Origin of the sequence: Leeuwenhoekiella sp. A16, from assembly GCF_047946675.1 — a bacterium.
Classification (GTDB): Bacteria; Bacteroidota; Bacteroidia; order Flavobacteriales; family Flavobacteriaceae; genus Leeuwenhoekiella.
The window spans coordinates 1,883,081-1,897,293 of record NZ_CP172313.1 but is presented as its reverse complement, the minus strand read 5'-3'; the positions used below and the strand labels follow the sequence as shown (position 1 = coordinate 1,897,293).

At 37.6% G+C, this 14,213-nt stretch carries 9 protein-coding genes; all 9 read right to left on the bottom strand.

The genetic code is table 11. The annotated features are described in order from the left end of the window. Positions 1-6: 6 nt before the first annotated feature. The 9 genes from ACH3O9_RS08125 to uvrC all read right to left on the bottom strand — a co-directional run bounded on the left by ACH3O9_RS08125 (position 7) and on the right by uvrC (position 14,021). Complete coding sequence (locus ACH3O9_RS08125; protein WP_416446099.1) at positions 7-2,550, bottom strand: TonB-dependent receptor; 2,544 nt, start codon at positions 2,548-2,550, stop codon at positions 7-9. 179 nt (positions 2,551-2,729) lie between these two features. Continuing rightward, positions 2,730-4,373: a glucose-6-phosphate isomerase gene (gene pgi, locus ACH3O9_RS08120; RefSeq protein ID WP_416446097.1), complete on the bottom strand. Its 1,644-nt coding sequence runs from the start codon at positions 4,371-4,373 to the stop codon at positions 2,730-2,732. Positions 4,374-4,375: 2 nt separating this feature from the next. Next, entirely contained in the window at positions 4,376-5,620 is a 1,245-nt protein-coding gene (locus ACH3O9_RS08115; protein ID WP_416446095.1) for a peptidoglycan DD-metalloendopeptidase family protein, read from the bottom strand. A gap of 43 nt (positions 5,621-5,663) precedes the next feature. Next, on the bottom strand, positions 5,664-6,599 hold the full coding sequence (locus ACH3O9_RS08110) for a tryptophan 2,3-dioxygenase family protein (protein WP_416446093.1): 936 nt from the start codon (positions 6,597-6,599) through the stop codon (positions 5,664-5,666). Further along, complete coding sequence (locus ACH3O9_RS08105) at positions 6,599-7,381, bottom strand: DUF3108 domain-containing protein (protein WP_416446091.1); 783 nt, start codon at positions 7,379-7,381, stop codon at positions 6,599-6,601. The genes ACH3O9_RS08110 and ACH3O9_RS08105 overlap by 1 nt, the downstream gene beginning before the upstream one ends. Positions 7,382-7,531: 150 nt before the next feature. Then, a complete protein-coding gene (gene hppD, locus ACH3O9_RS08100; RefSeq protein ID WP_416446089.1) occupies positions 7,532-8,662 on the bottom strand; it encodes a 4-hydroxyphenylpyruvate dioxygenase in 1,131 nt (376 codons plus the stop codon). A gap of 61 nt (positions 8,663-8,723) precedes the next feature. Further along, on the bottom strand, positions 8,724-9,881 hold the full coding sequence (locus ACH3O9_RS08095; protein ID WP_416446087.1) for a homogentisate 1,2-dioxygenase: 1,158 nt from the start codon (positions 9,879-9,881) through the stop codon (positions 8,724-8,726). A gap of 115 nt (positions 9,882-9,996) precedes the next feature. Further along, complete coding sequence (locus ACH3O9_RS08090) at positions 9,997-12,228, bottom strand: patatin-like phospholipase family protein (RefSeq protein WP_416446085.1); 2,232 nt, start codon at positions 12,226-12,228, stop codon at positions 9,997-9,999. Continuing rightward, on the bottom strand, positions 12,225-14,021 hold the full coding sequence (uvrC, locus tag ACH3O9_RS08085) for an excinuclease ABC subunit UvrC (RefSeq protein WP_416446083.1): 1,797 nt from the start codon (positions 14,019-14,021) through the stop codon (positions 12,225-12,227). Before uvrC ends, ACH3O9_RS08090 begins: the two co-directional genes overlap by 4 nt. Positions 14,022-14,213: the final 192 nt, after the last annotated feature.

Below are 14,213 nucleotides of genomic sequence, written 5' to 3'. Positions count from 1 at the left end.
GTTTTTTTAGAAATTAATTTTTGCTCCTATGGTAAATGTTCTACCGAAACCGTAAAATACTCTTGAATTAAAAGCTGAACCACCGTCTGTAGCATCAGCAATATATTCGGTATCAAAAAGATTATAAACGTTAGCAGTTAAAGTTGTATCAAAACCACCGAAGTCAAAACCATGTCTTAAGTTCACATCAAATAAACCATAAGATGGGGCTTCCCAAGCTTGAGGACTTGTTACATCCTCTCTGCTTGTAGGATCAAAATCTCCGTAAAAATTATTACCATACAAATAATCTACACGCACATTTGTTCTAGGTAAAACAGCGTAATCAACACCTAAACCTGCAGTAGTTTGAGCAGCGTTACCCACTTTTACATCCTTAATGTAAACATCTACAGTATTAACTTGTACCTGATCTTCATTGTATACAGGCACATCTACTAAATTATTTGTATAAGTGTTATCCTGTAAAGACCCAAAACCTGTTATAGTAAGTCCTTCAAGAGGTCTAAATGTAAAATCAAGTTCAATACCTTGATGCAAAGAATTAATTCCCAATAGGTTTGCAAATCCGGTAGAACCATCATTATTGGTAAAACCAATAACATTTGTTTGATCTTTCCATTCTGTTCTATATATGTTTAGATTACCACTAAACAGAGAACTACGGTAAGAATAACCTAATTCTGCACTAAATATCTTTTGATTTACAGCGTCAGGATTAATATCATTTTGGTTATTCTGGAAAACTGCATTATCAAATGGAGCTTTTTCTAAATAACCAATGTTTGCGAAAACGTTTTGATTGTTATCTATAATATAGTTTGCCCCACCCTTAACTGTAAAGTCAACGAAGTTTTGGTAATCTGTCTCACGATTAGGATCGCTAGCTAAATAATTAAAATAATCTTTTCTCTTATATCCTGTGTTAGATACAGAACCTGCAAGAAAGAAATTAAAATCGTTCTTTGTATATTCTGCCTGAGCAAAAAGCCCTTCGCGCAGTACAAATCCTTCGTCGTGATATGAAATTATATCACCTACTCTAGCTAATTTATTAGGATTGTTTTCATCGCTATTATCAATATAGTAATCCCCACCTAAAAGATCTGTTAATTCAGTAAAGTGATCCCCTTTGTAATATCTAAAATCTAAACCACCTATCACTCTAATGTCATCTGTAACATCGGCACTAAGTTGAGATAGTACTCCATACCATTTGTGATCATTACGTGAAGCTCTTAAATAAGTTTCAGATCCTTCGATACCGTTATCCAGGTTATCTGCAACAATTTTATCAAGATTTACCGGTTGAAGATCTCCATCGCGGTAGTCTGATTCTAAACCAAACTTGCTTGTATCACCACCTGTTCCTCCACCGCCACCAGAGCCGAATGAAGCATAAACTGCTGTAGATAAATTCATTTTGTCATTAATTGTCCAATAATGGTTTAATGACATTTGTGGCTTATGGTAGAAGTTATCTTCTATATTAACGATTTGACCGTTTTTATATCCCCAGTCCTGATTAAATCTTAGACCTCTTTCACTTCTTCTATAAGTCTCTATAAACTGTCTGTTTTGACGTTGACCGTGTCTTTGACCTGCACCAAATGCAGTAAAAGACAACTTGTGGTTTTGACCAAAATCTTTAGCTATACTTAAAAAATATGAAAACCCGTCAAATTGTGTACCATCTATATAACCATCACCGCTGGTTTTTGTACCTGAAACAGTTACTGCGTAACCATTATCCATTACGCCAGTTGACAAAGTAGCTCCATATTTTTGGTACCCATCATTACCACCTGTCATTGAAATACTACCGCCTTTTTCAGCATCTGTAGTTTTAGTAAGGATGTTAACTGTACCTCCTACAGATGGCACTGCAATTTTAGAAGCACCAAGACCTCTTTGAACCTGCATTGACCGGGTAACGTCTGCAAGACCTGCCCAGTTGCTCCAGTAAACAACACCATTCTCCATGTCATTAACCGGCACACCGTTTATTAACACAGCTACGTTTTCTGAGCTGAAACCTCTAATTCTAAGGTTTGCATCTCCATAACCCCCACCATTCTTGGTCACATAAACACCAGGTGTTGATTTTAAAATTTCGGGAAACTCTTGGCTTCCTAATTTAGTTTCAATTTCCTGTGCTTTTATCGTTGACACAGCTACAGGTGTTTTACGATCGATAGCTAAAGAAAAGCTATTTACAATTACTTCATCAAGAGAAGCAGCATTTACTTCAAGAACTATTTCTCCCAGATCTAAGCTCTCCCCATTACTTACTTCAAAAGGAACTTGCTTTGTTGTAAAACCTACATAAGAAATTGACAATGTTCCAGATTGTTTAGAAACACTAACCGAGAAATTCCCGTCAAAATCGGTTGTTACACCCTGAGATGTTCCCTGAACAATAATGTTTACTCCAGGAAGCGGAGTACTTGCGTCTCCATCGATTACCGTACCACTAATAGTTCCCTGTGCAAAAGTAAATGCAGTGAACATTAGTAACGCTACAACCAATAAATTTGTAACTTTTTTCATTGTGATTATTTAGAATTAGAATTTGGGGCAAAAGTCACACTATCCGCCCAATTGAATATTAAGGCAATGTTAAGAATAATTAACTTAACATTCACATTCTATATCCTAACCACAAGCTACTAAAACGTTGTAATTCAAAAATTTAACATTTTTATTTTACCCGTTTCTACGCTCTTTTTTTAGCTTTTAAAGTGCTTAATTAATGCCGTTGTAGATGCATCATGAGGAGTAACTTCCTCATTAACTATATCTTGTAAAACGTTTTTTGCAAGTTGCTTACCTAGCTCTACTCCCCATTGGTCGTAGCTGTAAATATTCCATAAAATTCCCTGAGTAAAAATTTTATGTTCGTAAAGTGCTATCAAAGCGCCTAAACTTTCCGGAGTAAGTTTATCTATTAAAATGGAATTTGTAGGCTTGTTACCCTGAAACACTTTGAAAGGTGCCAGCTTATCAATTTCTTCTGCAGTAAGGTTAGATTCTTCTAATTCTGCACGAGCTTCAGAAAGGGTTTTCCCATTCATCAATGCTTCTGTCTGTGCAAAGAAATTTGCCATAAGCTTATTATGATGATCTTCATCCCCATGTAATGATTCTTTATAACCTAAAAAGTCTGTTGGAATAAGTTTTGTACCCTGATGAATAAGCTGAAAAAATGCGTGTTGTGAATTTGTTCCCGGTTCACCCCAAATTATACTTCCGGTTTCATAGGTAACGGTGTTGCCATTTTGATCTACGCTTTTACCGTTACTTTCCATTATAGCCTGCTGCAAATAAGCTGAGAACCTATGCAGATATTGTGTATAAGGTATTATGGCTTCACTTTCAGATTTAAAGAAATTATTATACCAGATACCTACCAGAGCAAGCATCACGGGCATATTCTTTTCAAAAGGAGTTTCTTTAAAATGAACATCCATTTTATGTGCTCCATCAAGAAGTGACTTAAAATTATTATATCCTATAGAAAGCGCTATAGAAAGACCTACTGCACTCCAAAGCGAAAATCTACCACCTACCCATTCCCACATTGGGAAAATATTCTGTGCGTCTATTCCAAAATCAACAACAGCCGTAGTATTAGATGAAACCGCTACAAAATGTTTCGCCACAGCTTCACCCTGAGAACTACCTTCACCTAATTTACTTAAAAACCAGGTACGCGCCGTATTAGCATTTGTAATAGTCTCCTGTGTTGTAAATGTTTTTGAAACTATTACGAATAGAGTAGTTTCAGGATTTAGATTTTTTAAACTTTCATGTACGTGATCACCATCTACATTTGAAATAAAATGCACATTAAGATGATTCTTGTAATAAGCCAATGCCTCAGTTACCATAACAGGACCAAGATCTGAACCGCCTATGCCAATATTTACAACATCTTTTATAGGTTTACCTGTATATCCCTTATGTGCACCTTCTATTACAGATTTAGTAAAAACCTCTATCTTTTCTTTTACCCGTTCTACCTCAGGAATTACATTTTCTCCTTCTATATATATCGACTCACTATCAGAACTGCGTAGAGCTGTATGCATTACTGCTCTTCCTTCTGTTTCATTTATAGCCACACCGCCATAATAGTCTTTGATCGCATCATCGAGTTTCATCTCGCTTGCCAGCTCAAGCAGTAAATCTTTTGTTTCTGCCGTCATGCGATTTTTACTGTAATCAATGTAAAAATCGGCCCAATTGAGGGTAAAATCGACTGCACGGCCTTCATTTTTAAACAGTTCTTTCATCTCAACATTTTGTACAGTTTCAAAATGTTGTTGTAATTTTTTCCAGGCTTGGGTGGTAGTTGGGTTAATCTTATGCATGACTATAAAGTATTTTCAAATTTTAAATTATCTAATTGCTCTTTAAATGGCGCTATTTGCGCGAAATACTCTGGCCTTAGTTTTTCTTCAAGCGGTTCTGATGTTGGTAAATCCTGCTTAAAGGGATCTACCTGTTTTCCGTTCTTCCAGAACCTGTAACATACGTGCGGCCCAGAGGTATTTCCTGTCATACCAATATAGCCAATTATTTCTCCCTGCCTTACATAATCGCCCACCTTAACAGCTCTTTTGCTCATATGCAAATATTGGGTCTCATACGTACCGTTGTGGCGTATTTTAACGTAGTTTCCGTTCCCTCCTCGATACTCAGATTTCTCTACCGTACCATCTGCTGTAGACATAATGGGCGTACCTACTGCTCCGGCAAAATCTGTCCCCTTATGTGGGCGTATGCGGTTGCCATAATATGCAATTCTTCGTTTTAAATTATAACGAGAAGATATGCGGCTAAACTTTAAAGGACCTTTTAAGAACGCTCTTCTTAAATTGTTTGCTTCTTCATCAAAGTAATCAAACTGGCCGGGGATTGAATCACTGCCAAATCTAAACGCATATACCGGCTTGCCTTTATGCTCAAACCAACAGGCTTTAATATCTTTAAAACCTGCAGGAATAGTATCATTTACAAACTTCTCTGTATAAACCACCTTAAATCTATCACCTGCCTGTAACCTGAAAAAATCGATCGTCCAGGCATAAATATCAGCCATTTTATAGGCCACAAGACTATTAAGTCCTAAATCATCAAACGTAGTTGAGAGGTTGTCATTTATCGTGCCCATTGCCGTACGCTCTACTACTGTAACCGGTCTCTTTTTGGCTGCAGCCGTAACTTCTTCATTAAAATCGAGAACAACATAATCAATTTTGTTCTGTTCATAAATAAAGACCTGCGCCTGCTCAAGTGAATCTTTAGACTTTAATAAGGTATAAGGTCTGCCAACTTTTATCAGGCGTGTGTCAAAAACATTTTTTACAGAGTCTGTTATTTCCTGAATCGTACCGTAGTCTATCCCGTTCTGGAACAAGATCTGCCCAAAACTATCTCCCGGCTGTACAGTGTCTTTCTCAACGATATAATCGTTAAGAACATAACCGTATTCTTTAACCTCAACAGGTTTTGATATTACTACTTCTTCTGTGTTCTCTGCGTTCTCTTCGGCTTTATCATCAGCGCAGGCGTAAAAGGTAAGCGCTGCTAATAGTAGGTAACTTAATTTTTTCAATTTGGGATACGTATTATTCAATTCTTTAATCTAGTACTATTATTTAAACATGCATTCCCCATTCCTGTTTCTCAGATGCGCTCCACAGGTCTGGAAAAAAAATTCTTTTTTGATATTTAGGGTGCATATATTTTACCCAATCACTACCGCCGGTTGCCTCTAGCGGCTCTTTGCCCTGGTTGAGATAAAATCGTGCAGCACGATAATGCGACATTACCCATTTTATATTAACAGTAAGATCATAATGACGCATGGCATGTTGCAACGTTGCATCTTCTTGATCGTGTTCTGGCAAAGTTTTAAAACGGGCGTACAAATTTAAATTCCTGTATTGTTCTATGTAACGCAGGAAGTCTTCTTTATATTTTAGCTCAAACTCGCTTAAGGTGTATGTTTTTTTACCAGTGGCATAATCCTTGCCTGCCGCCTGCCAGTACAATTTTTCAAAAGCTTCGTCATCTGGCATTTCACTGGTGTAGATTTCGCGAAAGCGGGCGTCAATAAGATTCTCAAGATTGGTAGAACCAAATTCGATCATGCGATACTGAGCACTCTGAAATCCACTTGCCGGACTCAATGTTCGCCTAAATTTTAGATATTGATCCATATCCATACCCTCCTGCATGATGGTAAAAGAGCCGGTTAGCATATCAAAATATCTGCTAATGCGTTCTAGTTTTGAGGCAAAAAAGGCCGTTTTTAGCTCCTTTTCGGCAGATATTTGATCGATCTCCCACAATATCATTTTAAATAGCAGTTCATTTATTTGATGATACATGATAAAAACCATCTCATCTGGTAATAAAGTGCGCTGCACCTGAAGGTTGAGCAAAGCATCTGTTTGTATATAATCCCAGTAATTTATGGGTTTACTATAGAGAAAACCTTCCAGCTGGTTGCCCAGGTCCTGACCCATCGCATCAAACTTCTCGCCTATTGCTTCTAGATGTTGTTGTACTTCAGGAGAAACTCTTGTCATTAATCTTGTATAATTACAAATGGATTTTTTAAGCCTTTAAAAGCTTCTATATCTGCTTTTACTGAGCCTACGGCTAGATCTGCCTTTACCCGCAAAGGTATTTTATTTTTATCATCACTTACCCATATTGTAAGACTTTCTTGCTCTTTAAACACACGCCCGGCTTGTACATAGGGTCTAAATATTAACGATTTTACCTTGCCAAATTTTGTGCGTATCACTTCTTTGCCCAGATATTTTAACTTGAACTTAAAGTTTTCTTCGTCAAAAAACATATTGAGCACCATCTCATCTCCTTCTTTTAAAGTAGAAGTGTCAAGCTTATCGCGCAGATAATAAAAGGAGGAGATCATATCATGTACAGAAGGTTCTGTATTTAAAGTGATCTTCTTTTTATGCTTTATGTCATTAATATGAACAACATGAGCGTTTTGGTCAAACTCTACAATTTTATCTTTGGTATGACCGCCCTCATCTATCTTTCTTATAAATTTATAAGGCAGAATGGTGTTTTTATCTACATATGTTTCATACTTATCTTCAACTTTAAAGAAAATACGCGACACCCCTGTAGTCTCACCGTATCCTTTTACATGATAGACAGGTTTAGATTTGTAATTATCGTTAACGACCTCGAGAGTAGCATAGCCCGCATTAAACAGACCATAGTGAATCCTGAACTGAAACCACTCTCCTTCCTGAAAAGCGGGCTCCATATTCTGTGAACTCAATGATAAATTACTTATGAAAACAGCTAGAACTAATAGGTAAATTTTTTTCATTACTATTTTTAATTGGGGCTTCTAGCAACAAGATTACAAGAGTTGTTCCAAAAATAACCAAAACAACATAAAACGCTTTAGGTTTTCACAAAAAGAAAAGCGCCACCGTCTAAAAACGATAGCGCAACCTATTAATTGTAAACGAACTATTTATAAAGTGCCTCGCGATTCCTGCTCGCGCTCTATAGCTTCAAAAAGTGCTTTAAAATTACCTTTACCAAAAGATGTTGCTCCCTTGCGCTGGATGATCTCAAAAAACATGGTAGGCCTGTCAAGAACCGGTTTTGTAAAAATCTGCAGTAAATAACCTTCATCATCCCGATCTATCAAAACACCTAGATCTTTTAACGGCGCCAGATCTTCATCTATCTCACCCACGCGATCAAGAACGGTATCATAATACGCTTCTGGCACATACAGAAATTCTACGCCGCGATCCCTTAACTGTGTGACAGTTTCAATAATATTATCTGTAGCTACAGCGATGTGCTGCACACCAGCGCCGTTATAAAAATCAATATATTCTTCTATTTGTGATTTCTTTCTTCCTTCTGCAGGTTCATTTATGGGGAATTTAATTCTCCCATTGCCATTGCTCATCACTTTACTCATGAGCGCGGTATATTCCGTTGAAATATCTTTGTCATCAAATGATACCAGTTGCGCAAAACCCATTACTTTGGCATAAAAATCTACCCATTTGTTCATCTCATTCCAGCCTACATTACCGACCATATGGTCGATATATTTTAACCCTGTAGACTTTGTTTGATATGATTTTTTAATGGGTTTATAACCAGGCAAAAACGGACCGGTATAATTTTTACGTTCTACGAAAATATGCACGGTTTCTCCATACGTGTGAATGCCTGAAAGTATCACGTGACCGTTCTCATCTTCCCGTTTTTCGGGCTTTAGGAACGATTTTGCCCCTCTTTTAGTCGTTTCTTCATAGCTCTTTGTAGCATCATCTACCCACAGCGCAACAACTTTTACCCCATCACCATGCTGCTCAATGTGTTTGTTAATTTCGCCGCCAGGCTGCATTGCCGAAGTAAGCACCAGTCTAATCTTGTCTTGCTGAAGCACATAAGAAACACTGTTTTTTTGCCCCGTCTCAAGCCCAGAATAGGCAACAGGCGTAAAACCCCATGCCGTCTGGTAGTAGTATGCCGCCTGTTTTGCATTTCCTACATACAGCTCGACAAAATCTGTACCCAGCAACGGCAGGAAATCTTCAGCTGCGGGAACTATTTTCTTTAATTCTAATTCGGTATCCATATCTAATATTTTTTAAGTTGTTACACACAACTATTCTTACGTGTTTAGCTTTCGCGAAAGCTTACTCCAGCCAAGATTTGTGATAACTCTCATCTGCAATAGGCATGGCATCTTCACAGATCTGCAATGGTTTAAAAGTATCTACCATTACTGCGAGTTCTTCGGTTTCTGTTTTACCAATACTGCGTTCTACCGCTCCCGGATGCGGCCCATGCGGAATACCGGCGGGATGCAAAGAAATATGCCCAGCTTCAATATCATTGCGACTCATAAAATCACCATCTACATAATATAACACCTCATCGCTGTCTATATTACTGTGATTGTAAGGCGCCGGAATACTCTGCGGGTGATAATCGTATTTACGCGGACAAAAACTACACACCACAAAAGCATCTGTCTCAAAAGTTTGATGCACCGGTGGCGGCTGATGAATGCGACCGGTGATAGGTTCAAAATCGTGAATGGAAAACGCATACGGATAATTGTACCCGTCATAACCCACTACATCAAAAGGATGCGTGGCATATACCATGTCAAAAATCTCATCTTGCTTTTTGATCTTCATCAAAAATTCTCCTTTCTCATTGTTGGTTTCGAGTTCGTAGGGTCGTCTTATATCCCGCTCACAAAAAGGAGCGTGCTCCAGCATCTGGCCAAACCAGTTTCTGTAGCGTTTTGGTGTGTAAATAGGCCGGCGGCTTTCTACTATAAAAAGTCGGTTTTCTGCCGTTTCAAAGTCGATTTTATAGATTACTCCTCTGGGGATTAACAGGTAATCGCCATATTTAAAATCCAGATTTCCTAAATGTGTTCTTAATTTTCCGCTGCCGCGATGCACAAAAAGCAACTCATCTGCATCGCTGTTCTTGTAGAAATAATCATGTGTGCTTTGCTGCGGTGCCGCTAACTGAATAGTACAATCACTGTTTGTAAGAATAGATTTTCGGCTTTGCAGATAGTCTTTTTCGGGCTTGACTTCAAATCCGCGAAAGCGATACGATTGTATGTGATTTGCTTTTGCAATCTTTGGTTTAACGCTGTAGCTTCCTTTTATCTCTTTTACCTGTGTGGGTCTATTCTCATGGTACATATTTGTGTACATACCTTCAAAACCTATTGTACCAAAAAGCTGCTCGTAATACAGATCGCCATTTGGCTTTTTGAATATAGTATGGCGTTTATGAGGTATTTTACCCAGTTTATGATAGAAAGGCATAGCTTGTATTTTTTCAATACCGCCGACTAGAAAAAACAATTATCAAATTCTACTCAATCGATATAGTTATTTACAAATATCGTAAAAAGTAAGCCGAAAATCGGCCAAAATATACTTAAAACCAGAAACCAAGACTAAAATACCAGCTAGCTTCATTAAGCTCTGGCGAGTAGGCGATTTTTGTTTGAAGCGGGCCAATGAAAGTTTCGAGACCATAACCTACAAAATAACCCGTGTAGTCTGGTGCGCTAAACCAATTGCCGCTTGAGAAGAGTTTGTTCTCAATATTTGCCACGTTACCTCCTAAGTTGATGTGGTTGTTTTTGGCAAAATTATAATCAAAAGTAAGTGTGGCTTTTACAAAGCCGTCACCTCCAGAACTTATAAAATCATACCCGTAAAAAGGAACCATATTATTAAGCAGATCATTACCCCAGCCGCCCAGGAAAAAATCAAGTGAATTAATACTCTCGCCGCTAATTTTAAAACCGCCCTCATTTTCAAAAAGCATACTTACTTTAGGAAGAATTTTTGTGGCGTATTTTATAGAAGCGCGACCAATAGAAAACTCATTAAAATTGTTATTGTAATCTGACGAAAAACCATACAGATTAAAAACACCATTAAAGTACCAGCCACGCGTGGGGAAATATTTGTCGTCAAAAGTGTCTAGCTTTAGTTTACCAAAGGCGCTGTAGTAATTGCTATTGTCAAACTTGAAACTCTTATCGCTGTTTTCTCTGCTTATAGTTTCAGTTTCTACCGTAAGGAATTTATGCTCGAGACCCAGATCAAGAGAGAATTGCTTTTCAAATAATGTTTGTAAATAGATCTGGTTTGTAAAATCTGAGTATTTGACTGTTAGATTATTTACGCCTGATAAAGGCAGCTCTGATATTTGTTCTACAAAGCGAGCATTCACCCTTTTTTCAAACGTATTAAAACTTGATTTTAGACCGAAGCTGATATAAAACCCATTGTCGCTATAGTAGTCAAATTCATACCGAAGATTATCTCCCAACACAAGATCAAGTGAAGCGACGTCATTTTTAAAAAGTAATCTTTTCTTTGTGATGTTAGCTAAGGCAGCACTCTTGTATAAATCATCATAATGCACGCCCGCACGCAGATATGTGGTGATATCACTTTCCCGAACTTCTAATTCTAAATGATACTGACCGTTATCATACTTCTCCAGCCTATGGTTAATACGCTCAAAATTTCCGGTTGCGGCAAGGTTGTTTATACCTGCAAAGAGTTTCCCATAAGTAGTTTTTGCAGGTGGTTTTATTTTTAATTTCCCCAGAATGTATGATCTTGTATAATAAGTGTTACCTCTTATGTTTATACTTTTTAGGTCCAGGCTGTCTGTATATTGACTTTTTAAAGCAGGTTTAGTATAGATCTGCTTTTGGCGTGCAGCCAGTTCATCTAATTTCGTTTTAAACTCTTTAGCCTTTTCCTCACCACCATTAATAATTTGCTGCCCTTTACCAAAGTCAACCACAGTGTAATTTTCGATATCAGGCTTTATATAAATATCAGTTTTTTTGGCCTTTTGAGCCATAGCGGTTATCGTACGATAATTGTTGATCTGTAGTAGGATTTCCGGCGCACTACGCAGCTGGTCCCGTGACCTGAGATCATCCTGCACATCTACTCCTATTATATAATTTGCGCCTCTTGCTCTCAATTCTTCTACAGGATAATTATCTACCACGCCACCATCAATAAGTATTCTACCATCTAAAGTTACAGGGCTAAAAAGCGAGGGTAATGCACCGCTGGCAGAAATTGCCTGCGGTAAATAACCATGATCGAGCACTACTGCTGTACCTTTCTCAACATCTGTCGCGATACAGAAAAAAGGAATAGGGAGTTTACTAAAATCATGAATGTTGCCTACATGTTCAGTAAGGTGGGAGAAAAGATTATAGATATTCTGCCCTTTAGAAAGAGCCGAAGGAAATGAGATCTTAAAATTATTAAAAGGTAACGCTATTGCATATTTTTCGGCGTCTGCTTTTTCGTATAAGGTCTGGGCTTCTCGCGGTAAATAATCCTGTATAAGATTATTAAAATCAACCTCTTTAAATATAGAATCAAGTTGGTTTGCATTATATCCCGAAGCATACAACGCGCCAATAATAGCCCCCATGCTGGTCCCGCCTATGTAATCTATTTTAATTCCCGCTTTCTCAATCTCTTTAAGCACACCTATATGCGCAAGACCTTTTGCCCCGCCGCCACTTAATACTAAACCAACTTTTAAGTTGTCTTGTTTGCGTTGTTGCGCATGAAGCGAAAAGGAAAAAAAAACAATAAGAATAAGCGGTACTATTCTCATGCCTTGTTTTTGTAATAATTATGGATAAGTTTAGCTTTTGCCGGACCTATAATTTCTGCGAGATTATGCTCTGAAGCTTCTTTTACATTCTTTACAGACCTAAAGTGCTTCAGCAACTCAACAACTGTTTTTTCACCAATTCCTGTGATCATATCTAGTTCTGTACCCAGAGCAGCATTGCTTCTTTTATTACGGTGAAAGGTAATACCAAAACGGTGCGCTTCATTCCGCAATTGCTGAATTATTTTTAAAGACTCACTTTTTTTATCAAGATATAAAGGAATAGAGTCTCCGGGATAGTAAATCTCTTCAAGGCGTTTAGCTATACCTACAATCGCGATTTTACCTCTCAATCCTAATGTTTCTAATGCTTTAACACCTGATGACAATTGACCTTTACCACCATCTACAATTATAAGTTGAGGCAGATCTTCTCCTTCATTAAGTAATCTCCTGTACCGTCTAAAAACCACTTCTTCCATAGAAGCAAAGTCATTTGCTCCTGTAACTGTTTTAATATTGAATTTGCGATAATCTTTTTTACTAGCCTTTCCGTTCTTAAAAACAACACAGGCAGCCACAGGATTTGTACCCTGTATATTTGAATTATCAAAGCACTCAATATGCCGTGGCTCTTCATTTAACCGAAGGTCTGCTTTCATTTGCGCCATCAATCTGTTTGTATGGCGATCTGGATCTACGATCTTCGTTTGCTTAAAACGCTCCATCCTAAAATATTTGGCATTGCGTTCAGAAAGTTCTACAATACGTTTCTTATCGCCCAGTTGTGGCACTGTTACTTTTAGATCTTCGCCCACTTCTACTTTAAAAGGAACATAGATCTCTGAAGAGCGTGAATTAAAGCGTTGTCTTATTTCTACAATCCCGATTTCTAGCAATTCCTGGTCGTTTTCTGCCAGTTTTTTCTTGATTTCTAAGGTATGTGAGCGGATAATCGCACCGTGCGACAATTGCAAAAAATTCACGTAGCCGTAGCCTTCATCAGATACAATACTAAAAACATCTACATTGTTGATCTTAGGATTCACAACAGTGCTTTTTGCCTGATACCCTTCCAGAATATCGATCTTGTCTTTAATGCGCTGCGCTTCTTCAAACTCCATATTGTCTGCATATTCTTTCATGCGGTTGCGAAAGCGAAAAAGTGAATCTTTAAAATTACCTTTTACTATTTCGCGAATAGCGTCAATATTATCGTGATAATCTTTTGCAGAATATTTGTCTTCGCACGGGCCGTAGCAATTGCCTAGATGATACTCAAGGCAAACCTTATATTTACCTGCAACTATTTTTTCTTCAGACAAGTCATAATTACACGTGCGCAGCGGGTACAAACCCTTAATTAGATCCAGAAGAGTATGAACGGTTTTCATGCTTGTGTAAGGACCGTAATATTCACTACCGTCTTTTATGAGCCTTCGGGTAGGAAAAACACGAGGAAATCGTTCTTTTTTTATACAAATCCACGGGTAGCTTTTATCATCCTTAAGCATGACATTATACCGTGGCTGGTACTTTTTAATGAGATTATTCTCAAGCAACAACGCATCTGTCTCACTGTTTACAACAATGTGTTTTATCTCAACAATTTTCTTAACAAGAACATGAGTTCTTGCGCTATCATGTTTTTTATTGAAATAGGAAGAAACTCTCTTTTTAAGATTTTTTGCCTTACCTACGTAAAGCAATCTGCCGGTTTTATCATAGTATTGATAAACACCGGGACTATTAGGAAGAGTTTTAAGCTGTATCTCTAGATCTGGTTTGCTCATCAAAGTCAAATTTAAGGCTATTTGCGTTCTTAAAAAATAAACTTTAACGACACATTGCAGTCTATATTTTAGCGGCTACTTTCTCTGTTTTCTAATTGTTTAAGGAACAGATTTTTATTTTGACGCCTGAATGTTTTTATAACGAAATAACTTACTCTATTTTTGTTATAACAGACTTTCTGGCTCAACGCT

What these genes read in the sequence shown, in the direction of transcription:
- ACH3O9_RS08125 (WP_416446099.1), bottom strand. Translation starts at nt 2,550, where the DNA reads ATGAAAAAAGTTACAAATTTATTGGTTGTAGCGTTACTAATGTTCACT.
- pgi (WP_416446097.1), bottom strand. Translation starts at nt 4,373, where the DNA reads ATGCATAAGATTAACCCAACTACCACCCAAGCCTGGAAAAAATTACAA.
- ACH3O9_RS08110 (WP_416446093.1), bottom strand. Translation starts at nt 6,599, where the DNA reads ATGACAAGAGTTTCTCCTGAAGTACAACAACATCTAGAAGCAATAGGC.
- ACH3O9_RS08105 (WP_416446091.1), bottom strand. Translation starts at nt 7,381, where the DNA reads ATGAAAAAAATTTACCTATTAGTTCTAGCTGTTTTCATAAGTAATTTA.
- hppD (WP_416446089.1), bottom strand. Translation starts at nt 8,662, where the DNA reads ATGGATACCGAATTAGAATTAAAGAAAATAGTTCCCGCAGCTGAAGAT.
- ACH3O9_RS08095 (WP_416446087.1), bottom strand. Translation starts at nt 9,881, where the DNA reads ATGCCTTTCTATCATAAACTGGGTAAAATACCTCATAAACGCCATACT.
- ACH3O9_RS08090 (WP_416446085.1), bottom strand. Translation starts at nt 12,228, where the DNA reads ATGAGAATAGTACCGCTTATTCTTATTGTTTTTTTTTCCTTTTCGCTT.
- uvrC (WP_416446083.1), bottom strand. Translation starts at nt 14,021, where the DNA reads ATGAGCAAACCAGATCTAGAGATACAGCTTAAAACTCTTCCTAATAGT.